Raw genomic sequence first — 24102 nt, forward strand, 5'->3', positions numbered from 1 at the left:
ACGGGAACTCGCATCGGATATGCGAGCTACGGCTTGGCATCGGCTGCCGAAGGCCTTTTGTTTCAAGCGCAGCCCAGGAAAAAACCTAGTTTCTTTTCGTTTGAAGCATGCAAGGCTTATTTCGACTCTGTTGGACCCTCCACTGCGTCTGCAACCGAAATCAGCCGAAGGACGCCATGGAGGTTGCCAAATCCTGCATTCCATGGCTAATGTTTCTTGAAACCATCCGCCCACTGGATAAACTGTGCGCTTTGATTTCTGGGAGACGTATGGCGGAGAAGAAAGAAACACCGATGATGGCGCAGTACCGGTCGATCCGGCGCGAGTTGCCGGAAGACACCATTCTTTTTTTCCGCCTGGGCGACTTTTATGAAATGTTTTTCGACGATGCCAAGACGGCGTCGGACATTCTCGGCATTACCCTGACGAAGCGCCACAATACGCCGATGTGCGGTATCCCCTACCATGCCTCCGCCGGCTATCTGGAACGGCTGGTCAAGGCGGGCGTGAAGGTGGCGGTTTGCGAGCAGATCGAGGATCCGGCCACCGCCAAAGGGTGCGTGAAGCGTGCCGTTACCCGCATCGTGACGCCGGGCACGATCCTCGACGAGGTGGCGCTCGACGGCAACCAAAACAATTTCCTGGCCGGCCTCTACAAAGGGAAGAACCGGTTCGGCATGGCGATGCTCGATCTTTCGACGGGCGAATTCTGGATTGAGGAAAGCGGCGATGTTTCGAGCGTTCAGGCGAACCTTGCGCGCTATGCGCCGGCGGAGTGCGTCGTGGCCGAGGAGCAGATGCACGACCCGTCGTTCAAGGAACTGACGCTGGAGGCCACCAATACGCTGCTGACGGCGTGCGAAGACTGGACGTTCGAGGCGAGCTCGGCCAACGATTTCCTGCAGCGCCATTTCGACGTCCATTCGCTGGAAGGGTTCGGATGCAGCTCGATGGCGGCGGCCCTGGGAGCGGCGGGCGGCGTGCTTTATTATGTTAAAACCGAACTGCGCCGCAACCTTTCGCACGTGCGCAACATCCGCGTCAAGAACCCGCAGGACTACATGCTGGTGGACGAAACAACGGCCACCAACCTGGAGCTGGTGGCCCCCATCAACTCCAACCGCCAGGCCTACAAGGCCACCCTGCTGAATGTGCTCGACTCCACCAAGACGGCCATGGGCGGCCGCCTGCTGCGCGAATGGCTGCTGCGCCCGCTCAACAACCTCGTCCAGATCAATGCGCGCCACGATGCGGTTGAACTGATGGTCCACAACCAGACCTACCTGCGCTCGCTGCGCGACATCCTGGGCGACATCAAGGACGTGGAGCGCCTTATTTCCAGGATCGGATCGACCAGCGGCAACCCGCGCGACGTGCGCGCCATGGGCGTTTCGCTCGAGCAGATGCCGATGGTGAAGGCGCTGCTTGCAGGCAAGGGCACGATGCTCGAAACGCTGGGTGAAGAGATTACCTCCCTGCCGGAGCTGGTTGCGCTGATCGATACGGCCATCGTCGACGAACCCCCGCTCAACCTGAAGGACGGGGGCGTCATCCGCCCCGGCTACCACGATGAATTGGACGAGCTCCGGGATGCGGCGACCCAAGGCCGGAAATGGCTGGCGGAGTTCCAGGCCTCGGAGATCGAGCGCACCGGCATCAAGAGCCTGAAGGTTCGGCACAACAAGGTGTTCGGCTACTATATCGAAATCAGCAAGAGCTATCTGGCGGACGTGCCGGAAAGCTATGTGCGCAAGCAGACGCTGGTGAATGCGGAGCGCTTCATTACGCCGGAGCTCAAGGAATACGAAAACAAGATTTTCGGCGCGCAGGAGCGGTCGATCGGCCTGGAGCAGGAAATCTTCAACGAAGTGCGCCGCCAGGCCGTTGAACACCTGGAAACCATCCAGAAAAACGCGCTGGCGATCGGCCAGGTGGATGTGCTGGCCAGCTTTGCGGAGCGCGCGCTTTCGAACAACTATGCGCGCCCGGCCATGGGCGACGACGGGCGGCTCGACATCCACGACGGCCGCCACGCGGTGGTGGAGCAGATGCCGGATGCCGAACGCTTTGTGCCGAACGATACCAGGCTCGACCGGGAAACGCATCAGCTCATCATCATCACCGGCCCGAACATGGCGGGTAAATCGACCTATATCCGGCAGGTGGCGCTGATCACGATCATGGCGCACATGGGGTGCTTCGTTCCGGCGGCGAAAGCGGAGATTGGACTCGTCGACCGCGTCTTCACCCGCGTTGGTGCGAGCGACGACCTGGCGCGCGGCCGCTCGACCTTCATGGTGGAGATGCAGGAAACGGCCAACATCCTCAACAACGCCACGCCGAAAAGCCTGATCGTGCTCGACGAGATCGGACGCGGCACGAGTACGTTCGACGGCATCAGCATTGCGTGGTCGGTGGCGGAATTTCTCTGCAAAAACAAGGATATGCAGGCGAAAACCCTCTTTGCCACGCACTACCACGAGCTGACCGACCTGGCGCTGATCCTGCCCAATGTGCAGAACTTCAGCGTGCTCGTGAAGGAAAAGGGCCACACCATCACCTTCCTGCGCAAGATTGTTCCGGGCGCGGCGGACAAGAGCTACGGCATCCAGGTGGCGCGACTGGCCGGCCTGCCCGACGAGGTGATCAGCCGCGCCAACGACATCCTGACCAACCTGGAGGAAGGCGAGTTTGGCGACACCGGCCAACCCAAGATCGCAAAGAAGCGCCCGCACAAGCTAAAAGCCAATGTATCTCAGCTTGACCTCTTCTGATTTAGAAACAAACACAACTTGCATTGTAATTGTCATTCGCTTTAGCCTGTTCTTTAACTAACAAGGGAGATGTTATGAGTAAGAAGCCGTTGGGGGAAACCCTGTTTGTAATCCTTGGACTTCTATTCATTGCCTTAATTGGCTTGCGTACCATAAGCACACCGGAGCTATGGTCCCATTTGGCCCTGGGCCAAAGCGGGGCACCCATATCCTTTCTTGAAGCCGACCATGCGGTCAACACCACCTGGCTCTACGACAAGCTGAGCTACATGATGTGGAATATCGGGGGCGCTCCGTTGCTCATCATCCTCAACGTCGTGGCCCTCGTAGGCGCCTTTGCCCTGCTGTTGCAGGTTTCGAAAAAATGGGGAGGCCCGCTCAGCCAGGGCTTTGCGTTGCTGATCGCCGGGCACCTGATGTTCCAGACCCTGGATGTCGGCCCGCAGGTGGCCATGATGCTGTTCATTGCCCTGTTCCTCTACCTGCTCACATCCATCAAGAGCCCGGCGGTGTTGTTCGGGGTCTTGATCCCGCTCCAATTGGTTTGGACGAACATGCACGACTCCTTCCTTTACGGCCCTATCATTGCAGGCTTGGCTATTGCCCAGGCGAACCAGCAAAACAAAGGTTCGGGACGGAAGAAGAACCAATCCACATCTTCGGGCATCTATGGAATTCTCGCGATTGCCCTATTGGTGGCGACCGTTGCCAATCCCGCGTTCCTGAAACTCCATGCGCAGGTGTTCGCCAACGTCAAGTCGCCGTCGCCGGTCTACTGGTCGTCGCTCTTCATTGAATATTTCCAGATTCCGGCACTCAAACCGCTGATCCTGTTTACCATGATCCTCGGCGCGGGCGGACTGATTACGCTCAAGAAAAAACTACCGGTCATGCTGACGACCATCGCCATCTACGGCGCCTTCCTCGTGTGGACGTCCCCGCACCACGTATTGCTCTTCGCCATCCTAGCCTACCCGTTCCTCGTGCTCAGCCTCACCTCCATCAGTGAATATATCCACAACTCCCTTGAACAGATGCTCGGCAAACAGGCCAAGGTCGTTCCGATGGTAACCGGGGCCGTTTTCGTTTTACTGATTGTTGGATCGCTTGTTCCGGTGGTAACGAGTTGCGCCTACGTTAAAACCGGGAGCGCCTCCAAGTTCGGCCTCGGTGTCGAAGAACAGCTCTACCCTGCCGATTGCGAAGCCATCCTCAACCATCCGGCCTTCCCGGCAAAAGCCATCAACCTGGCGGCGGACGGGGGCTACCTTGCCTTTAAATATGGACGCAAGTGCTTCATCGACTATCGCCCCGGGCGCTATGACCGCGTGCTGCTGGACAACGTCAACAATATGATGCTGGGCAACCGCCAGGCGTATGACGACCTCTATGTCGAATATCGCCCCGAGGCCCTGATCATCAACACCCTCTCGCCCACGGCCGCCCAGGGCATCGTTACCCTGCTTGGAAAACGAATCTGGAAGCTGGCCTACTTTGATGGAACAACCGTCATCCTGCTCAAGGACAAGGAGGAATTTGGCGACCTCCTCAACAACGCCGAAATCCAGCAAGCCGGTCTCGCCAAGTTGGAGGCGGCCCGAGCGGCCTATGCGGAAAGAGGCGGTGCCTGCGGGGCCGGCAACCCCGCCGAACTGATTGGTTCCGGCAAGATTTTCCTGGCCTTCAACCGCCCGAAAGAATCGAAAGCCATCTTCTCGCTTCTGCTGCAAGGGAACGGCCGGATTCCCGGCGCATGGATCGGACTGGGCAACAGCCAGTTGCTGTTGAAGGAGTTCGATGCGGCCGTTCAATCGCTGAAGATTTCCACCGAGCAGGCCCCGAACAGCCTGCTCGCATGGGCCAGCTATGCAACGGCGTGCAAATATGCAGGCCTGACCGAGGAATCAAAACAAGCCATTGAAAAGGCCAAGAAAATTGCCGAACGGAATAAGCCAGAGGAAGTGAACGCTCCCAAGAAGGAAGACGTCGAGGTGAAGGAACAATCGCTCGAGGAACTCAGCATTCCCGATTAGCGTCTTCCGCAACATATACTTTTCACGTCCGCCATCGGTTTTGTTCATCATAAGCCAAAAAAATAGTTAGCTCCTTTTGGATCGCCTGAACCATGGATCCTAGATCCGGGAATGGAATCACCACGAAACACAGGAAGTATTTTTTTGATTGTTAAAATATAGGTGTGTGATCTCCACGTCCGGCCCGTATAGGCTGGACTTTTCAGACCAATGAAAGAAGACCACACAATGGATAACGTATCACTGATCGACCGCCTGACCCGCCGAGTCCATATCCTCAAAACCAACGATGAAATCTTCAGGCTGCAGGATTCAATTCACCGCCGAGGACAGCGGCAGAAAGCGAAGAAATCACAGTGAAAACTGATACTCGCAAGGAAGCGGGGTAATTAACGGGAAAGCGTTGCATTTTTGGTTCGCCGCCCGCTGCACGTTTCAACCGGCGTTTACAATTCCGCACGCAACGTATTCATCTCGACCGCGATTTCAAAACCCAGATGACTTTCATTGGATTTCATTTCGACCTTTGTATTTTTTGGTGCCGAGATGTTGATCTGGAGCGTATCGCCCTTGATCTTCCAATCTACGTGCACCGCACCTTTCGGTGTTGCGGTTGAACCGGAGGCATGTTTGAGACCGGAGATCCATGGGCTGATTTCGAAGGCCTTACCGCCGGGTTGGGTTTGGCGGATGCCGAGGACAATGCGGTTGAGGAACCAGATGGGGCTCGAAGCCCAGGCGTGGCAGTGACTGCGCGTCGGAAAGCCGTGCGTATCAAAATCACTTCCTGCAAACATCTCCCAGACCGTGCTGGCACCCGCATCGATCATGGGCTGAAACTTGGAGCGGATGGAATCGATTGTCGCGTCGTATTCCCCATTCTTTTCCAGGGTCTCATACATGAACTGCATGGCGAAGGGTGAACCGATCGTGGTCATGCTTTCCGGTGGATTCAACAGGTTGCTTAGTGCCGTCTGCCGGATTTGGGGAGTGGCAACGCCGCACATGATCGAGAGCATGGAGGTGTGCTGACAGACCTTAGAACTCGGCTTGCCGGACTTATCCAGCAGCGCATCGGGATAGCTCCCCTTCCCCTCATCCCAGAATGAATTGATGGCACGGATAAGTTTCTTGCGGCGGGCGCACATTTTTTTCCGGGCGGCAGCTTTACCGAGCACTTCTGCACAGTTTTCAGCCGCCTGGAGAGCGCCGACCCACAGCATACTGTTGTGCAGGACGGTTTCGTTATCGTGATCGATCGGCGCCCATTCCAGCAGGTTCCACAAAGGCCCGCTGAATAGACCGCGCTCATCGACAAATTGTTCTGCCCCTTCCAGGTTTTTCAGGACAGCGGGCCACAGTTTTTTCAGGAAACGTTTGTCGCCACTGTGGAAATAATGTTCCCAGACGTGCATCCCCCACAGGAAACTCCAGGCCGGCAACTGGCACTCCCACGACGAAGGAACCTGGCATCCAACCATTGGAAATTTTTCGAGCGACTGGGCCCCCAGCTCCAGGCTGCGCGCAGACACATCATAGTTGCCGTAGGCCGTAAATGCGTAGAGTGCTTCGTTACGGGCATCACCGATCCAGAGCGTCTGCTCGTAGAGCGGGCAGTCGGTAAACGTATCCTCCATGCATAGCTTCAGCGTGCGCTCGGACATCTTCCAAATCTGATTCAATGCCGGGTCGCTCGATTTGAAAACCTCGACCTGCATGACCGGTGCCGTTGATTCCATGATCCGTACCGACCTGATTTCAACCGGCGACTCCGCATTGCGGATGGTCACAAACAAGTATTGCCCGGCGCGGCGTTTCAGCGAAGTAAAACGGTTAACACCCCTCTTCGTGATGTAGCGCATGCCGTTGCGGTTGAACGGGAGCGTATGCTGAATGGTTCCATCAGACGCGATGTATTCGACCATGTTCAGATCCACCATCACACCGTCATCGGCCTTGATGGTAAAATCGAAATAGCCACAGGTTTGCTCACCAAAATCAAAGCAGTATTCGGTATCGCCACGGGCGGCAGGTTGCCTCGCAGCGAACTCCGCCGCTACGTCTTCCATGAAGATCTGCTCTTCCGGAACATCGCAAATTTCGAACCCCCAGGGATAGACCTCGATGGCTTTAAGCCACCGCCGCTCCACCTGCTTTGCGGCTTTGTTTTCAAAGGTAAGCCACCGCACATCCGAGTCGCGGAAAAGGCACGTTGCAGCCATGGAAACCGTCCATTCACCCCACCCCTTCAGGTTGAGCCAGGTGAATGCAATTTCTTTGTTATGGCCGTAGAAGCTATTGCAGAAAAAGACGACGTTGTGCCTGCCGGAAACCAACGTGATTTTACCCGTCTTGAGCAACCGACCATTGACCGCCACCTTCCAATCATTGGAACCAAAGTTATACTGCTGTTTCTTGCGTACCGTTAACGTGGAGCTGAGCGACACCGGGCGACTGGTATGGAAATTGGCCTCAATAGTTTCTCCATGCGCCAATTGCGTGACGGGAACGCACCAATGGGGTTCGCTTTTTTTAACGTATGCGACGCTCGGATCACCGTTGGGTCGCCGCAGTTTTTTAGTCAGCAACTGAGTATTTCGGCACAACAGCCTGCCCGGCCGCTTAACCTCAACCGCCGGTTGCCAATCGAGCACGGTTGAGAGGCGCGCGTCATATTCCTCGAACGGCTCCATCTGGATCGAAATTTTCGGCGTCCATTGTTTCCAAGCCTTGGAAGGCGAGGCCTGCCAGGAAGCATCCGTCCCGACCACTTCGCCGTCAACCAGCAACGCAGCGCGCAAGCCGGCCTGTTGCGGAATCTGGTGGAAGGTGCCGATGCCGAAGTAGCGGGCAATGACTTCGATTTTGTTTATACCCGACTTAAGTACGCCAGAAACATCGTGCTCGTCATACTGGTAATGCTCGGGATAGCCCCGCGCCGGCCCATCGTGGATCCACTTGCCGTTCACGGAAACCCGATACCAGCTGTCGGCCGTGATTTGCAGCAGCGCGTGTTCCGGGTTTAAGACATGGATCTCTTTCCTGAACAGTACCGTCTGGTTGTATTCGCGCAACTCATTGTGCGCACACCAGATCCATTTTGATTTTTTCATGATGCTTTATTCAGTTCTGTTTGAATTTCGCCCATGCGCTCGCGGGTCAACGGAAACTTGACCGTAAGGGAGATCGCGATGGCCAGGAACAGCAAGGGCGTCACGGCAAAAAAGAATCGAAGGAAGCTGACGGTGGATGCCGATTGCGTAGCAATTTCTGCATCGAAGCCCGACCATTGGATGATCAGACCGCTCACAGCCATCACCCCCGCCAAGCCGAATTTTACCAGCAGGCCGAAAGCGGCACCGAACATGCCTTCACGCCGAAGGCCGGTGGTCAGCTCATCTTCATCCGTCACGTCCGCCAGCATGGAGGATGTCAACACCCACACGCACGAAAGGCCGGGCGATGCGAGTATGGCAATCACCAGTTGGAGATAGGGTAGACGGGCGCTGAACAACAACGGGCTCAGCGCAAACGCGGCAGCAACCATCGACAGCCCAGCAATCAGGGTGTGCCGCTTGCCGAACTTGCGGCTGAGCAGATTGATCACGGGAACCGCAACAATTCCGAGCGCACCATAGACCGTGTTATAGGTGCCGTTCATCATGGCGAACGATTCCTTGGCCGCGTCCACGCCCTGCCCGGCAAAGACAATCGCGAGGTTGATATACATCATCAGCGGGAAGGCCAGGAAAATGGCCATCAGGATGCAGAACACAATACCGGCCACCATCAGAAAACTTTTATTCTTAAAGGTATATTTCAGCGCCGGAAGCAACTTGATCTTTTCCTGATCCTGCGACGCGGCGCGTTCGCGGCACAGGATGGCGGGCAACAGGCCGAACACAAAGATCAGCACACCAATAATAATACCGACCACCTTTGCCCCTTGCAGAATGGTGCCCCCGAATGCCGGGATGAAACACATTTTATACACCCAGGGCAGGAAGAGCGTTGAGCCGATGTTCATGACGAACGTCTTGTATGACATGACGCTGGTGCGCTCGTCATAGTCCGGCGTCATCTCGAATCCAAGCGCATTATAGGGCACCGAAAAAACGGTGTAGGCCGTGAAAAACAGAATGGAGATGATGAGGAAATAAATAAAATGGCCGTTTCCGGTGAGCGCCTCCGGCGGCATCCACATCAGGGCGCAAAAGATTCCGGCCAACAGCGACCCGAGCGCCAGCCAGGGACGACGCCGACCAAACCGACTGCGGGTGTTGTCGGAAATGTTGCCCATGAAGGGATCAGTAAACGCATCCCAGAGCCGCGGCAACGAAATGGCCAACCCGATCAGCGCCGCGTTGACCTTCAGTTCAATGTTATAGATCGGCATGGCGAGCTGGAAAATAATGTTCGCCATGATGACGTCCGAAACCGCCCCCAAACCGTAGAATAGCTTGTCCTTAACCTGCAGTTTTTCCATATCTACTATTCCCGATTATGTTCCTTGATGACCTCGTGCACCGCTTCGATAATCTGGTCGCCGTTTTCCTTCTCCATGATGGCCGACCAGTTGTAGAAGGTCAGGTAGCGGCAGTTCCTGTGAAACAGCGTGCTCTTGAACGCGCGTATCCATGGTTCCTTCTTAAATTCAAAGCGGAACAACCACTCCACCGCCGCCCAGTATTCCGCATCGCTTTCGCGGATGCCGCGATTGATTCCCGAATCATCCTGCATCCGATGCGAATACCAGTAGCAGCTCCAGCCCGGACATGAATAGCGATTGACGGCGGCGTCATACAGGGCCTCTCCATCCTCGTTGCCCCAGCCGTGCGTGAAGATCCGACTGCGTGGTAGCCCGGCCTTGCGCAGCACCCTGGAGAGATCCTCCAAATGGCGCTGAACAATTTTGACCTGATCTTCGTATTCAAGCGTCCCGGACTTCCTGATTCCACCGGTATACGCCGCTGCATAGCCTTGCGTCTTGCCGCCCCGGTTGAGCAATTGCGAACGGTCTTTCTTAAAGCGCGGGTCATCCTTGGCCTGAAGGTCAAGATAGTCATCGCCCTCTTTTGGATAAAAATGGTTCACTCCAATCGCGCTTTCCCAACCCACTTCCACGCCAACGAGCAGATCCCTCTTTTCCTTCGGCAACGACCGCTGCCAATCCATGATGATGGCAAGCAACGGTTCCAAAGCCTCGTGGCAGGCCTTGCGGTATGCCGGACTCATCAGGTTGGGTGGCGGGCGCACACGAATCTGTCTGCCCCAGTCGCGCCAGGCAGACTTCAGGGCATACTCCGGCCCCCACCCCGTCCACTCGACATTCGAGACATTATCGGGATCATATCCAGGCAGGTCAGGATCCCACCAGTTCCATAAATCCGGCCGCGCATCCCACCATTGCTCACCATCCAGCTTTACGGTTATCGGAGTGTCGGTCTCTTCCGCGGCCTGCAGATAATTGCGCAATGACTGCTGAACCGTTTCGGGACGATACTTGAAATAGGAAAAGATACATGAGAGCCCCACCCGCACGCCGTCGTCAGGAAGGCCGTCAAAGTGCTGCATAATTTTTTCAACATTCGCGGCGGAAAATCCGTCGGGTTTCCCGGCCTCGAAACCATCCGACGGCCCGGTCATGAAGAAGATAAAACGATCATGGTCTTCCGCAGCCAAAGAACCATTCAGCAACAGGCCGCAAAAAAGAGGAACGAGAAACCGGAATGCCACTTCTATTCCCCATCCATGTCATAAAGGCTGCTGATCGGTGCGCCCGTCCATTCCGGGAGTTCCTGCGGGCTGAGTCCTTCATCGAGCACTTTATTTGTCATGCGAATGACTTCACTACTCGGCGTATCGACAATTTCCCAGTTATAGATACACATCATGTTGAGCCCCGGTGCATTGATGGTGTTTTTAATGGCGGTGTACCACAGCTGCCCCTTCTCAACGGGATAGAGCAGCAGCCATTCAACCGAACCCCATTGCCGAACACCCGGCCGGTGCAGGTTTCGCAAAACCCCCTTGTTTTTCATGATGTCGGTCGAGTTCCAGTATTCGCTCCAGCCGGGCAGGGCCAGATCATTCACCGCCGCGTCATAAAGTTTCTCGCCCTTCTCATTGCCGAACGTGTGCGTATACAGCTTGTCTTTCGGAATACCGAGTTCCCGCGCCTTTTTCGACAGGTCGAGCAAGTGCAGGCGGATGACTTCGACCAGATCGTCTTCCGTAATGTCGCCGCTCGACCGCAGCCCGGCCGAAGAAACCGCGGCATAGCCAATCTGCTGATGCCCCCGGCTCAGCACATCCAGATTCACCGTCGAACCGCCGGGCGGATCGTTTGCCTCGGGTTGGCCGAGCAGTTCATTTCCATTGGGATGATAGTAGGAGCTTGTTCCAACCCCGCTCTCCCAGCCCACATTCAGCCCGACAAACAGTCCCTTTTTCTGACGCGGCAGCCGGTTGTACCAATCAGCCACAATCGGCACCAGCCGATCCATTGCTCCATGGCATGCCTCGCGATAGGTCGGGCTCATTAAGTTAGGCGGTGGGAGGATGCGGATCTGGCGTCCCCAATCGCGCCACGCAATCTTCAGCGCATATTCCTCCGACCAATGCGAGCGCTCCACATTCTTCACATTCGCCGGATCGTAGCCGGGCTTGGTCGGATCCCACCAGTTCCAGAGGTCGGGGCGGTTTTCCCACCATTGCTCGCCGTCCAGCTTGATCCACACCGGGACATTCGCCTTTTCCGATGCCTTGAGAAATCGCTTCAAAGACTCTTCAACCGTATCCAGGTCGTGATGCAAGTAGGAAAAGATACACCCCACCCCGACGCTGATTTCGTTTGTATGGCTGTATTCAGGGAAATGCCTAGCGATGTCCTTGAGCGCATCCGTGGTAAAAGTGGCCGGGTTGCCTTCGTTCAGCACCTTGCCGTGCGTACGCATAAACACCAACGAACGCTGCCCGGGCGGCTCTGCCGCCACAGATCCAGCCCCAACCATTCCACAAAGGATAGTGATGATAATCCGCTTCATTCGAAAACCTTAACTCTTAAGCAGCAGATTAACAATTTCGCCCTTACCAACTTTGAGCGATACCGCTCCGTCGGAGATCTCGAGCATTCCAATGCTTTTCTCTTCCAACGTTATCTGTTCTGCGCTGGTGATGTTTTCAGGCAATGAGATGGAAAGATCCATATCTTCGCGGGTTGGATTATAGCCGCGCAGCACCATGCCCTCTTCATATTCCGCCTTTTTCAATGCCGATAGCTGGAACTGATCGTTATCGACGCTGAAGAGCGATTCGGTTTGCGGCAACGTGCCCGCATGGGGCGTACATTCGGCCACACGCAACGGCGCATTGAACTGTAATGCTTCGGTCGCCACAGCACCTTCCTGCCAATCACCGCTGTGCGGTTGAACGGCATACTTGAAGGTGTAGGTTCCCAGGCATTGGGCCAGCAGTTGATCCTGATGCGTTTCGCTTGGGTTGCCCGCAGTACCGAAACAACGCAGCAACGTCAGCGCAATGGCGCGCTGTTTGTTGTCGGTCACTTCATATTCAGACAATCCCATATGCATTACCGCCAAACCGTTCTGCCCGTCGCTCACGTCCACGAACGAAGCCGTCGGCATCGTTTTGGCGGCTTCTTCATACCAGCCGGTCGAATCGGGAATTGCAATCCCGCGCTCCACCACATCGTAGGGCGAGTCCACATGGCAGACCATGGCATCGCTGCGCCCGCTCGGGAAGAGTACGCGCAGACGGTGATCCTTCACCGTGTTTTCAACGACGGTCGAAAACTCCAACCGCCTGCTGCCTTTGCGCAACGTGATTTCGGTCGTGACCGCCACGGCCTTCTTAACCGCAGAACGTTTGGTTGCTCCATAGTCGATCCACTCCGCGCCATGCGGCACATGCACCTTACGTTCGGCTCCGAGACTTTCCGGGAGCATCCAGGTGCGTTCGATGCGGATAGTCGATGAGAGCGGCCCGTTCCGAACCAGCGCAACATCCGCCGGCTGGTCGATGGTTGTATACAGCCCCGGTTCTTCCGGTTTCACATGGGCCAGCGGGCCGCCGCATTCGCCTTCGTCTTCAAACGTATTCAAACCGCAGTAGATTTCGCCGGTCTGTTTATCCAGCAGGTTGACTGATCCGTCGCCATGCACCATCGCCTTGAGATATTCATTTTCCAGCACATTGGGTTCTGTACTGATCAGATCCACCGGGCGGGACGACGCCTGCTTCGGCACCACCTTATAGGAGTTCCAGCCCATGGAAGGAACCTCGGCATCGATCGCGACCTTGATGCGGGAAGAGTCAAAGTTGAAAGCCGAACCATACTTCAGATAGGCATACATCGAATCGTCCTCAACGCTGCAAACCTGTGCTCGCACGGCATTGCCCTCGACATCAAACACCTCCACCATGATCGGCACTTTATAGTGATGCCCGGGAATCTTGCGCATGCCCCACGAGTGCGGCACATCAACAATGAATTCAACGATTTCCTTCCGGGCCATGAGAGCCGAGTTGAAAACCGTGACCCCAATCTCCCTGTCGCCCAGGTTTGAAAAGTCGATTTCCGCCGTCAACGCCTTCAGCGCATCGCGGGTGACCGCCTCGGAAATATCGTTGGCCTCGCGGTAGCGTTCTTCCATCGCCAACTGGATGCGGTCAACATGGCAGCCGCCAATCCCGTCGTGCTGCTGGTTCTGGAGGATGTTTTTCCAGGCCATCTGCAACACGGTGCCCGGATATTCGCCGCCGAGCAGGTTGTGCCAGCACGCAGCGGGCTCAGCCCATTTTTCGAGGCGGTACTGCGCCTCGTCATTCATCAGCTTAAGCGGCATACGGGCAGAGAACACGCCGTTGTAAAGCGGCGCAAAGGCATCGCCGTTGCTTTCCACGCTGAGCATTTCGCCCTTCATGGTAACGAGATCCTTGTCCTTGCCGGTCGCTACAAGTTCATCGCGCACCTTCTGCACATAGTCCGGGAGGCTGCTGATATGGATTTTTCCGTAGTCAATGCGCTCATTGATCTGGTCGATCAGATCCGGAACACAAGGGTCGGGGTTCTCCTGATCAAACCCCTGAAGGAACAACAGGTTGCTGGTCGATGACACCTCCTTCACGCTGTCGAGCAGCGTTTCCATCCCCGCCATCGCGGCGTCAATGCTGTTGGACTTCGGCTGGTTGATGGTGTGGAAATTAATGTCGTCCTTGCTGTATTCATCGCCCATGTGCACCAGCACGCCGCCGCCATCGCGGATGCTGTCGATGCTGAAGCTGCCGCTTGACGGCGATCCTTCCTGCGCCAGGCCTTTAATATACGGGCCGTACACATAAACCCAGAAGTTGAGGCGGTGGTAGGAGCCGAACGTATGCCCCATTGCCCGCGAACCGTCGGGCGCTTCCCACCAGAATTCCAGCTTGTCGAGTTTCGACTGGTCGATGCCGCGGTAGAAGAGGATCGTGTCCATGCCGAACTGGCGGTAGATCTGCGGGAGCTGGCTGACCTGCCCCCACGAAAAAATATTGTAGGCGCATTTCATCACGCCGCCCATATCGCCTGCAATGCGGTGGCCCATCAGCAGGTTGCGCGTCAAGGCCTCGCCGCTGACCAGGAATTCGGCCGGCAGCGTATACCACGGCCCCGCCAGGATCCGCCCTTCGGAAACCAGCTTATGGGCCCGCTCCTTGTTTTCCGGGCGCAGTTCCAAGTAATCCTCCAGGAACGAAGCCTGCGAGTCGGGGTGGAAATATTTAAAGCGCGGATCCTTTTCCATCGTGTCGATGAGAATATCGCCCGCTTCCATCAGGCGCATTTGGGTTTCGCGGAACGACCAACGGTATTCGCGATCCCAATGCGTGTTCATAATTAAATGCATGTCGTATTTCATAAAAACCTCTGTGTTGCCCGAAGGGTTACTTCCCTACGATCAATGTTCCTTCTAAATTTCTGTATGCCAGACCGGACACCCCGGCCGCTTTTAAATCATCCGCCCGGTAGGTTCCGTTTGGCAACTTCACCATGCCTCCGTTTTCGCCCGGCATGGAGACTTCGGCAAACCGAAGGGTCTCTTTCAGTGCGAGCATGGGCATCCGGGATGAATTCCTGCTTTCAAAATTGAGCCCGGCTTTAGGAAACGCCGTCGCGAAGTCAACATCGAGCGCCACTTCGTCAGCCGCGGAATCGGACAGAACGAAGGTTCCCGTGTAGCCTTGGTCGGCTCCGCTGATGATCACCGATGTCCCCGCTTGCTGGAATGCGGAAAGGCTCAGATCTCCCTCGCCGGACAGCCCTGCTTTCAGCTCAAGGCTACCGTCAATGTTCAGGATTTTCGATGGGGCATCCACCCGCACCCGGCCAAGCAGCACGGCATTGCGGCCGGAATAGCGATTCTGGATCTGTCCGCCGTCGAGAATGAGTTGTCCCTTTCCAAGCATTCCGCCGCCGGTCAGCCAGATCGAAGCATCGTTCTTCAGCGTGAGGGTTTTTCCGGGAAACGGCCCGTTGGTGCCAAGAGCCAGCAGCCACACATCCTTCTGATCATGAACATAGTGGTTTCCAGACATTGGAACCTGCGCTGGATTTCCCCACACCGCATTATTCCAACTCACGGGTGCTTTCTTGGTAGCATTGGAGCTGGTTGAGAACGTTGATCCATCACCCGGCGGGGTTTTCGGCGGGCCGATAAGTGCATCGAGCCGGGCCTTCATGGCGGAGATGCGCTCCGGATTCTGGCCGTAGACATTGGTGGTTTGCCCGGGGTCGCTCTTCACATTATAAAGCTGCGCTCCCGGCGCATTGGCTCTGAGCGTTCCATCGGCATGGTGGTCGCTGTTAGTCATCCCCGTGCTTTTATACGACTGTCCCCAGACTTGCGTCGGATGGGCGGTCATCCCCCCGGAACCCTGGAAGGGATAGTAGACCCATCCTTTGTAGTAAAGCCCCTGCCCAAAGATACCGGTATAGACCATTTCGTTGCGGATCGATTCCCCGGAAGGATTCGTCCAGACCGGCCACTGGTTCAAGCTGTCCTCCGCCGCGCCTTTGGGTAGCGGCACGCCGGTTGCGGCGGACACCGTTGCCATAACGTCGGTGTGCGACATAAAAGCATCCGAAGTTCTGTTCATCGGGATTTTTCCGGGCCAGCGGACAATAAACGGAACCTGGTTGCCGCCGCACCACGCATCCGTCTTCTGGCCGAGCAGCTCCCCATTCTGGCGATGCCCGGTCTCCACGGCACTGCGCATATACACCGCGCCGTTGTCGCTGGTAAAAATGACCAATGTATTTTTGTCGTACCCATTGTTTTTCAGCGCCTTCAGCACCGTGCCCATGGCCGCATCCAGCTGTTGGAGAAAATCTCCGTACACCCCCGCCTCGCTGGTTCCCTTAAATTGCTCCGAGGGGGAGAGCGGTACGTGCGGTGCAACGAAAGCGACATAGAGGAACAGCGGGGTTTTCTTCGAGCGTTTTTTCAGGTAGTCAGCCGCACGCTCGGCAACAATCAGGTCAATCTCGTCCTCGGGACGCGCCTTGTGGGCGGCGGCGGCGCCTTCGCTCAATCCCCACCCCCAATCTTTCAAGCCGCGCTCTTCCACTTCTTTATGCTCGATGATCCGTAGCGGATCGTTTGGATCGAGTGCCACAACCCGGTCGTTTTCAACAAAAACCTGGGGAGGCTCATTATGGCTGCGAGGCGTCCCGAAGAAATAGTCGAATCCGCTGTCGAGCGGCCCCGGGTTCAGGGTTTTGTTAAAATCCACCGGCCCGTGGCCAATCCCGTTGTGCCATTTTCCGAACATGACCGTGTCGTACCCCGCCTTGCCCAGCATTTGCTGGAGCGTCGGATGTTTTTCGCTAAACATGTAGGTTCCGTCCCACGGCTTTCCGCGCCGCCAGTTGTAGCGCCCTGCCATGACGGCATAGCGCGACGGCTGGCAAACCCCCGACGGCGAATGCGCATCCGTAAACCGCACACCTTGTTGCGCAAATGCATCAATGTTTGGCGTTTTCACCTTCGTTGCGCCATAGCAGCCCAAATCACCATATCCCAGGTCATCCGCCAATATGACAACCACGTTCGGTTTCTGTGCCGCCAACGCGCCCAGCCCCATTACCGCAACCAGCGGAAACGCCTTCAAAAATCGATTCATAACCATCTTCATTCCATCTTTCCAATGGGGGAAACCCGTATTTATGCCAACGTTTGTACAAGAAGAGTTCAACCCCCGCAAGCCATTCCGTAAACTTACCTCGATTCAGCGACTTGAATCGTCACCGGCCCAATCAGGCCGGACTCCAAAAGGGGGCTCGTTTTGTGCCATGCTTTAAATGTGGAAAAGGTTTTCCGCCCCGATGTGCGCGGCTTATTCTCGACATACCATTGCGGCCACTCCTTGAGCAAAGCCCACCCACCCGGCTTGTAGTCACAGTCGGCCGGCAGCTGCTCATCACCGATCATCCTGTTCGGCCACAGATTGACGACATCAATTTCCAGTTGGTTCTCTTTCGCACGAATGGCTTCTGAGATCTCGACCCGCCACGGTGCGCACCAAATCGTTCCAAGCTCTTTTCCGTTCAAACGGACTTCAGCCACATTCTTCACTTTACCCAAATCCAGATAGAGCGGTTTTCCCGAAACGGCCTTTGGCAGATCAAACGCTTTGGAATAGGTCGCCGTCCCCGAAAAATATTTCAGCTCGGGTTCCGGGCGTTTACACCAATCCTGCAAGGTTTGGAACGTCACCCTCTTTGAAGGACTGTCGCGAAAATGGAACTCGACATTCCAGCCACCTCCGAGGGCCGCAATGGGATTGAGTGCATAAAAGTTGTGTTCACCTGTTGGCGTAGTTTTTCCTTTTTTGAAGACCACGAAAAAGGATTGTTTAGGCGCAAACTGCATGGGCACCACCGTTACGCCCGAATGAGCCTGGAATTCCGGCAACACACGGATTTCGCCGGTAAGGGGGTTCCACAGTTCCGGCGCTCCTTCGACACGGAAGGTTGCGTTCAGCGTCAGCTGCTGCTCGCTCGGGTTGGCGATAAAGTAAACATCCTGCCCGGCGATCTGCTTATGGATGTGATGAATCGGCTGCCCGGAATCGGTGAAAAAGTCCGGTGTTAAGCCCATCTGACCGACCACATCAACAACAGGTGTGTTCGTTACCACCATGGCCCCTTCCGCGACGAGCTCCTTGATCCGCGCCGCAAATCCAGGTGTCCGATACGGCTCATCAGGCAGGATCAGCATGCGATAGCGGACGCCGTCCGGCAGTACCAGGTCTCCGTCTTCAACCCGCAGGCGGTTCATAACAACATACGGGTCGCATACGTCATAATCATACCCGGGCGGCGGAGCCAACGGCCCCGCCAGCTCCAGCCCGGCATTCGGCACATTTTCACCGCTGCAGTATAGAAGATCCGCCATAAACCGGCCTTGCTGCAACAGTAGCTGCGCGCGTGAAATATAGCGGGTGAAGCCCGGCATCTGCCCCCACCAGGTATTGGATCGCTCAAAGTGTGTCCCGAAAACAGCCAGGGTCTGACCGGGCACCAAATCATCCCAGGGCTGATGCACATAAACATGGAAAACCATGCGGTTGACCCCACCGCAGAAGGTGGCATCGACATCCCGTTTCAGCGCCTCAAAATCGGAGTTCCAGTCCCCCCGGATGTCGGTATTCACTTCGCATTGAACAATCGGCTTGCCGTAAACATGGGCAGGGCTGGATGCAAGCTTGGTGCTCCAACGCCTGGAGGTGTACAGAAAAAGGTCGGGATTATGGGTAGTCCAGACTTCGCACATCGGCACGTCCGCAATGCCGCCGACGGTGACCGTGTTAAACTGGTGTTGGCCATAGTTTTCAATGGAGAGTTGCTTCCCGTTTTTTTCGCAGAGCTGCTGCATACGACCGAAATAATGTTCGTGCATCAGGCCAGTGACCGTCTTCCGGAAATCCCACAAAAACCGTTCGCTCTCCTGCAGGCCGCCCACCACGCGGCCCGTCAATGCCGGCAGGAACGGAGTAATTGCATAGCCGTTTCGCTCCTGGAACCAATCCGGCATGGCCGCCGTCCAGTTCTGGTTGTGCCGCTCGTAGCTGTCGATATGAACCGCCTGAAACAGATCGCCGACCTCTTCATCATCGATCCAAGGTTGCATGGCATTCTTCCAATGCAGGTCGAGAACATCAGGCCTGAGCTTATCGCACTCCAGTCCGCCGCCCTGCCCCTCCAGCGCCGGCATCAACCGCATCCCGGTTGACGTATGGCCAAACCGCAATAGCGTCCAGTTACCCGCGGGCACCGTCCAGTTGAGATGCCCTTGAGCATCCATCCTACCTGTCAGATCAATCATCTGCTCACGCGAAATCATCTCGCGATCCGTCGGAGCCAGCGCCGCATCGGTCTGCCCCGGCTTATCCAGCCCCCACCAGTCAAACATGGCCTTGCCAGTCCAGTCCGGAATCCGATAGGCCGGCCCCAGGTTGATTTCGGCCAACTCAACCTTGTCGGAAAACTCTATCCGCCAATACGGTTCGTGGCGCTGGGGAAACACATCGTTCACCTGAGCAAATTTTCTTTTGTCCGCTTGAAACGAAAGCACCTCGCTCCACTTTTTTCCATCATCCGAAGCAAACAGCTTTCCCGGTGGAATCGTGCGGTAAAAGCGCGGTGTCATGCTGAACGAGCGGATGTCCACCGGATGAGCGAACTCCAGTTCAACCCGGACGGCCTTTTTCCCCATGGCCTTCAGTTCCTGCCAGCTGTTGCGATCGGAATCGAGCAACGCGCCGATGTCCGTCTCTCTGCCTTCCAGGCGAACAGCAGGTCGGTATACACCGGCACACTCGTTTCCAGGGGTTGGAAAAGCCAGCACCGCGATGTCGCGGTAATAGCCCAACTTCGTTGCCGGTTGCGGAAGCTGCCCGGAAAAGGTCTTTCCGCCCTCCAGCTGGAGTTCGCTCCAGGTCACCTCCTGCATGGAGAGCTCCGGCGTGATCCACGGCCCACCGCTGGACGACCAACCCGCCGGCGAATTATAAAGGGAGATCTTTAGCCCAAGCTCGTTCGCACGTAGCATGGCAAACTTCATCAGCTCGCGCCATTCAGGGCTCATCACTCTGACCGGCCCGGCCGGACTGTGTCCGCCGATGTTAAAAATCATCGCCCCGCCGATTCCCGCCTCATGCATCGCTTCCAAATCGGCCGCCAGTCCCTCCCGGCTGATATTTCCGTTGATCCAATACCAGAACACATAAGGCTTCACCCCATCCGGCGGATTCTGAAACAGTTTTGCCAGATCGGCGATTTCAGCAGACAGAGCCCCACCCGCGAGCGCCATCATCAAAACAACTGTTGCCGCAAACCTCTTCATTAACGCGTTTCCACGTCCAGACGAAGGAACAGGTTTTTATCGGCAGGATCAAATGCTTTGTCAATTTCCCGCAACGACCCGTCCACTTCGTTGGTTTTCACCGCCGGAAGGTCGACCGGAATCCACGAAGGCGAAATCAGATTGGTGGAGGCCAGAACGCGATAATTCGCGTCCAGTCCGCTGCGATTCGGATGCGTAAAAATCGCCTGCCCGTTCGCTATTGTCAGCCGGACCGGACGACCGGCATCCAGGATATCCGTCGGGTTGCCACCCAGCGCATATTCCTTCCAGTTGCTCACGCCGTCGCCATCGGGATCTTCGGTCTCGGAACCCACCGGTGTCGGCCATTGGCCGGCCCAGTGATCGTAGGCCGACAGGCCGACGAGAAGCGTGCCGCCGAGATCGGCATAATAGTCGGAATGCACCCCGGCAGCGGCGAGCGCGACAGCATCGTAGCCGCCGTTCGGCAGACTTATGAGCTGCGCCGGGTTGGCGGCCGACGGCATGCTGACCGCCGCGAAGGTGATGGTATTGACCAGCTGATAGACGGGAGCACGAACGGGGGTGGCACCGCCCGTGAATGTGAGTGAGGCCTGCGGATAGCTCTGATTAAACTGAACCCCCAGATGCGCGTTATCGCCTCCTGAATTATGCAGTAAAAATGTCCCGCTGAATCCGTCGTCCGATCCGCCGAACACGACGCGCTGCCCATCGGTCGTGAACGCCTCAACGGTCAGTTGCCCCGTACCGCTCAGCGACGCATTCAAGTCGAGATCTCCGGTAATATTCGACAGCTTTGAATCGTTGGTAACCGTCATCTGGCCGGTAAGCACAGAGTGCGAACCGCCGGACCGATGCTGAAAAACTCCACCATCCAGAATCAGTGTACCAATCGATCCGCCGCCTTTCACAAACAGCGAAGTACCGCTCATCAAACGAAGCGATCGGCCCTGGAATTCCCCCTTGTCTCCGAGCGCATTCAGCCAAACTCCACTTTTGTCATAGACATAATCATTGGTGGAAACCGGAACAGCGGCGGACGTGCCCCAAATGGCGTCGTTCCAGCCAAGGTGGGTTGCGGTGGGCGTCGCCGGATTCATTGAAACCGGTCCATTCGGCTCGGGATCAACCGCCTCATCCGGAATGGTGCACACATTGGAATAATAGACATCCCGCGGAGCCTCGATGCGCAGGTCGGCCCCATAGAGCCCGCCGCCAAGCCGGGCATCATCGAGCGGAATCGAAATACGCCGCCAGGTTTCGGTTCCCGTCATGTGGATGAGCCCGGCGGTTCCATTGCCGGCGGTTCCGTTGTACAGCACGGCGATCACCCCGGGGCCGTCATCATAAAAGTCGATCGAAATCGTCTGGCCCGGCGCCTGGCCGTTGCGTAAATCTACGTGTCCCGCAAAAAAGTGGATTGCACGCGTTCCATAATCGCCGAGAGAGGCCCGGATAGCTTCACGCCCTCCAATGATCTCGGTGGTTACCACGCTGTATTCCGGTTGGTCGTCCAGCGTTGCGGTCACGGCATGGGCGGGAAGATCTTCCGTGGCGACACTGTCGATGAACGGCCCCCGGAAGATCGGCATATCAAAGGTATCGGTGCGGAACGGCGCGGCCGGCAACCCATCGCTGTTGGCGAGGTTCGCCAACGGAAAGTTGGCCCAGGCATAACGGACAGCGACCGGGGCGGGAACGGAATCGCTCCAGACCTCGACGGTGTTCGCATCCGTAATAACCGCATTGGCTTCGACAAAGTTCTGGTCTGCGCCGCAAATCATAAAGCCGACCAGCTCGTTGGTATTGGCCACATGAGCATCCGGATCGGTTCCGGGTTCCAAACCGGTGTTGTCATTCATGGCCACATACGCCGACTTCAGCCCGGTTCCGACTTCGGAAAAATCGAGTTCAACGCGACTGCCGCTGATCTGCATCGACTCAAATTCCGGAAATGAATCCGTGCTCAGCAACCCCATATCCTGCAAAACCCTGTCGGCCAGGCGCTCGCCGACCGGAACCTTGTCGTGCGGATGAATATTTCGGAATTCGCCCAGGTCTGTCGTGACAATGCGATGAACATTCGTTTCACCGGCGGCCTGCTCCTGCTCTTCGCGCAGCCAGGCCCACGACTCTTTCACCGGGTCATAAGGTACGATTCCATATGGCGCCAGCTGCACGGTGTAGAACGGCAGATCGGGCTGACCGAAACGCTCACGCCAGGATGAAACCAGCGCGCTGTAGAGTTCATCGTAGCGACTCATGGTCGGGTGCCCAGCATTAGACTCCCCCTGATACCAGATGACGCCTTTAATCGGTAGGCGGCGCAGCGCGTGAATCATGCCGTTGTAATAACCGCACGGTTGCCTGCGCGCATCCAACCCGCGGTCGGGCGGAGCCTGCAGGGCACTGAAGCCCAGCTCCGTCAGCGCCTCGGCCGGAATCCACGGCACAATCTGTGAGCCGCCGACCGCGCTTTCGATCAGGCCGACCGGTACACCGACTTCCGGCTGCAAGCGGCGACCAAAACACATGCCGACTGCGGAGAAGGCGAAATAGGACTCATCCTGAGGAATAACCCACGATCCATTGAAGGCCGAGTTCAGCCCGGTCACATCCTCCTGTGGCGTCGCCGCAAAATCTCCCTTAACGGAATAGAGTCGAATCAGCGGATTGGAAAAGTTTTCGTTGGTGAAGCTGGCCTTTACGAATGAATACTGATTCACCGAGGTATCCATGTTCGACTGCCCGCCGCAGAGCCAGACGTCGCCGACGAGGACATCGGCTATTGACGATTGAAGATTGCCGACTGAAGACTGAACGCTCAAGGACTGCCCGGTTGCATTGGCGGTCATTGGATTAAGATCCACCTGCCAATCCCCGTCCACATCCGCCACGGCCGCGTTGGTTTGCCCGTTAAACATCACCGTCACGGTTGCCCCGGTGTTCGCCGTTCCAAATACCGGAATGGATTCACCGCGCTGCAGCACCATATGTTCCTTGAACAGGGCGTCCACTTCCAACAGGGGCGCAACCTCATCCGACATCGCAACGACCGTACGATCCTGATCCGCATCATAAGAAACCTGAAGCACCCCGCCCTGCGACGAGACCATGCCCGCCTCAATCCATCCCTCAGCCAGCGCAGTCCGGTCGCCGCTAAGGATCATCTCAGAAGCTTCATCCGTAAAAATAATGCCGTCATCGCCGCCACTGAGCGTGATATTATTGGTCAAATAGCCGACCCCGCTCTGCAGTCCGCCATTAAACCCCAGCTTTAGATCCCCGCCATTTAAATAGACCGCCGCCGACCCACCTGCCGTGCAGTACAGGTCGAGCTCCGAATAGATATTCAGCGTGCCGCCATTGATGTTGTAGATAAAATCGACATTGAGGTTGTTCCGTCCTCCCTGGGCAATTTTCAGCACGGTATTGGCCGAGGTGTGGTTCACAGACAGGTTTCCACCTGCGATGAAGTTGCCGGTCGATTGTAGGTTACCGCTCACATTCATCGTTCCTGTGGCATCCCAACGATTACCCTGAGCATTGAATGTCCCAAAGACATTGAGGGTTCCGCCATTAACTTCCTGAGCGGTATCCGAACTCGCGATGGAAAAAGAGTCCCCTACTGAAACCGTTAGTGCGGATCCGCTCTTGACCTCGAAATCACCGACATTGAAGCTGGATCCTCCTGTTCTAACCGATGCATTACCATCAATAGAAAAAGAATCAGCCGTTGTATAAAGTGAAGAGTCAGGATTCCAGTTGTCCGCATCCCCGAAATTAATCGTACCGGCTCCTCCGTCCCACGTATACACCTCTGCCTGAACACCGGTGGCGGCCAGCATCACCATCAGCCCGATCATCATTCGCTTCATCAAACTGCTCCTT

Annotated in this window: 11 protein-coding genes; 3 read left to right on the top strand and 8 right to left on the bottom strand. The window is 56.3% G+C overall.

The window, feature by feature from the left end; all coding sequences use genetic code 11:
- Positions 1-269: 269 nt before the first annotated feature.
- From mutS to E9954_RS33475, 3 genes are all read left to right on the top strand, one after another.
- Positions 270-2774, top strand: coding sequence for a DNA mismatch repair protein MutS (gene mutS / locus E9954_RS08975; protein WP_136078845.1), 2505 nt, complete (start codon positions 270-272; stop codon positions 2772-2774).
- Between the two features lie 74 nt (positions 2775-2848).
- Positions 2849-4807, top strand: coding sequence for a tetratricopeptide repeat protein (locus tag E9954_RS08980; RefSeq protein ID WP_136078846.1), 1959 nt, complete (start codon positions 2849-2851; stop codon positions 4805-4807).
- A 228-nt stretch (positions 4808-5035) separates the two neighbouring features.
- Entirely contained in the window at positions 5036-5167 is a 132-nt protein-coding gene (locus E9954_RS33475; protein WP_281281206.1) for a hypothetical protein, read from the top strand.
- An 86-nt stretch (positions 5168-5253) separates the two neighbouring features.
- On the opposite strand, the gene E9954_RS08985 is transcribed toward E9954_RS33475, so the two are convergent.
- The 8 genes from E9954_RS08985 to E9954_RS09020 form a co-directional block, all read right to left on the bottom strand.
- Complete coding sequence (locus tag E9954_RS08985; RefSeq protein WP_136078847.1) at positions 5254-7920, bottom strand: family 78 glycoside hydrolase catalytic domain; 2667 nt, start codon at positions 7918-7920, stop codon at positions 5254-5256.
- Complete coding sequence (locus E9954_RS08990; RefSeq protein ID WP_136078848.1) at positions 7917-9293, bottom strand: MFS transporter; 1377 nt, start codon at positions 9291-9293, stop codon at positions 7917-7919. Before E9954_RS08990 ends, E9954_RS08985 begins: the two co-directional genes overlap by 4 nt.
- Before the next feature lie 5 nt (positions 9294-9298).
- The gene (locus E9954_RS08995) at positions 9299-10543 is read right to left on the bottom strand and encodes a hypothetical protein (protein WP_136078849.1); all 1245 of its coding nucleotides are present in this window, start codon (positions 10541-10543) and stop codon (positions 9299-9301) included.
- A 2-nt stretch (positions 10544-10545) separates the two neighbouring features.
- Positions 10546-11853 (bottom strand): hypothetical protein, encoded by a 1308-nt coding sequence (locus tag E9954_RS09000; protein WP_136078850.1) that lies wholly within the window; start codon positions 11851-11853, stop codon positions 10546-10548.
- Positions 11854-11862: 9 nt separating this feature from the next.
- The gene (locus E9954_RS09005) at positions 11863-14712 is read right to left on the bottom strand and encodes an alpha-mannosidase (RefSeq protein ID WP_168442107.1); all 2850 of its coding nucleotides are present in this window, start codon (positions 14710-14712) and stop codon (positions 11863-11865) included.
- A gap of 37 nt (positions 14713-14749) precedes the next feature.
- Positions 14750-16987 carry a sulfatase family protein gene (locus tag E9954_RS09010; RefSeq protein WP_168442108.1) on the bottom strand — a complete coding sequence of 746 codons (2238 nt, stop codon included), beginning with the start codon at positions 16985-16987 and terminating at the stop codon, positions 14750-14752.
- Between the two features lie 95 nt (positions 16988-17082).
- Positions 17083-20211 (bottom strand): glycosyl hydrolase, encoded by a 3129-nt coding sequence (locus E9954_RS09015; RefSeq protein WP_136078853.1) that lies wholly within the window; start codon positions 20209-20211, stop codon positions 17083-17085.
- Positions 20211-24089 (bottom strand): sialate O-acetylesterase, encoded by a 3879-nt coding sequence (locus tag E9954_RS09020; protein ID WP_136078854.1) that lies wholly within the window; start codon positions 24087-24089, stop codon positions 20211-20213. Before E9954_RS09020 ends, E9954_RS09015 begins: the two co-directional genes overlap by 1 nt.
- Positions 24090-24102 lie beyond the last annotated feature (13 nt).

The sequence above is a fragment of the Pontiella desulfatans genome (assembly GCF_900890425.1).
Lineage (GTDB): Bacteria > Verrucomicrobiota > Kiritimatiellia > Kiritimatiellales > Pontiellaceae > Pontiella > Pontiella desulfatans.

What these genes read in the sequence shown, in the direction of transcription:
- mutS (WP_136078845.1), top strand. Translation starts at nt 270, where the DNA reads ATGGCGGAGAAGAAAGAAACACCGATGATGGCGCAGTACCGGTCGATC.
- E9954_RS08980 (WP_136078846.1), top strand. Translation starts at nt 2,849, where the DNA reads ATGAGTAAGAAGCCGTTGGGGGAAACCCTGTTTGTAATCCTTGGACTT.
- E9954_RS33475 (WP_281281206.1), top strand. Translation starts at nt 5,036, where the DNA reads ATGGATAACGTATCACTGATCGACCGCCTGACCCGCCGAGTCCATATC.
- E9954_RS08985 (WP_136078847.1), bottom strand. Translation starts at nt 7,920, where the DNA reads ATGAAAAAATCAAAATGGATCTGGTGTGCGCACAATGAGTTGCGCGAA.
- E9954_RS08990 (WP_136078848.1), bottom strand. Translation starts at nt 9,293, where the DNA reads ATGGAAAAACTGCAGGTTAAGGACAAGCTATTCTACGGTTTGGGGGCG.
- E9954_RS09000 (WP_136078850.1), bottom strand. Translation starts at nt 11,853, where the DNA reads ATGAAGCGGATTATCATCACTATCCTTTGTGGAATGGTTGGGGCTGGA.
- E9954_RS09005 (WP_168442107.1), bottom strand. Translation starts at nt 14,712, where the DNA reads ATGCATTTAATTATGAACACGCATTGGGATCGCGAATACCGTTGGTCG.
- E9954_RS09010 (WP_168442108.1), bottom strand. Translation starts at nt 16,987, where the DNA reads ATGAATCGATTTTTGAAGGCGTTTCCGCTGGTTGCGGTAATGGGGCTG.
- E9954_RS09015 (WP_136078853.1), bottom strand. Translation starts at nt 20,211, where the DNA reads ATGAAGAGGTTTGCGGCAACAGTTGTTTTGATGATGGCGCTCGCGGGT.
- E9954_RS09020 (WP_136078854.1), bottom strand. Translation starts at nt 24,089, where the DNA reads ATGAAGCGAATGATGATCGGGCTGATGGTGATGCTGGCCGCCACCGGT.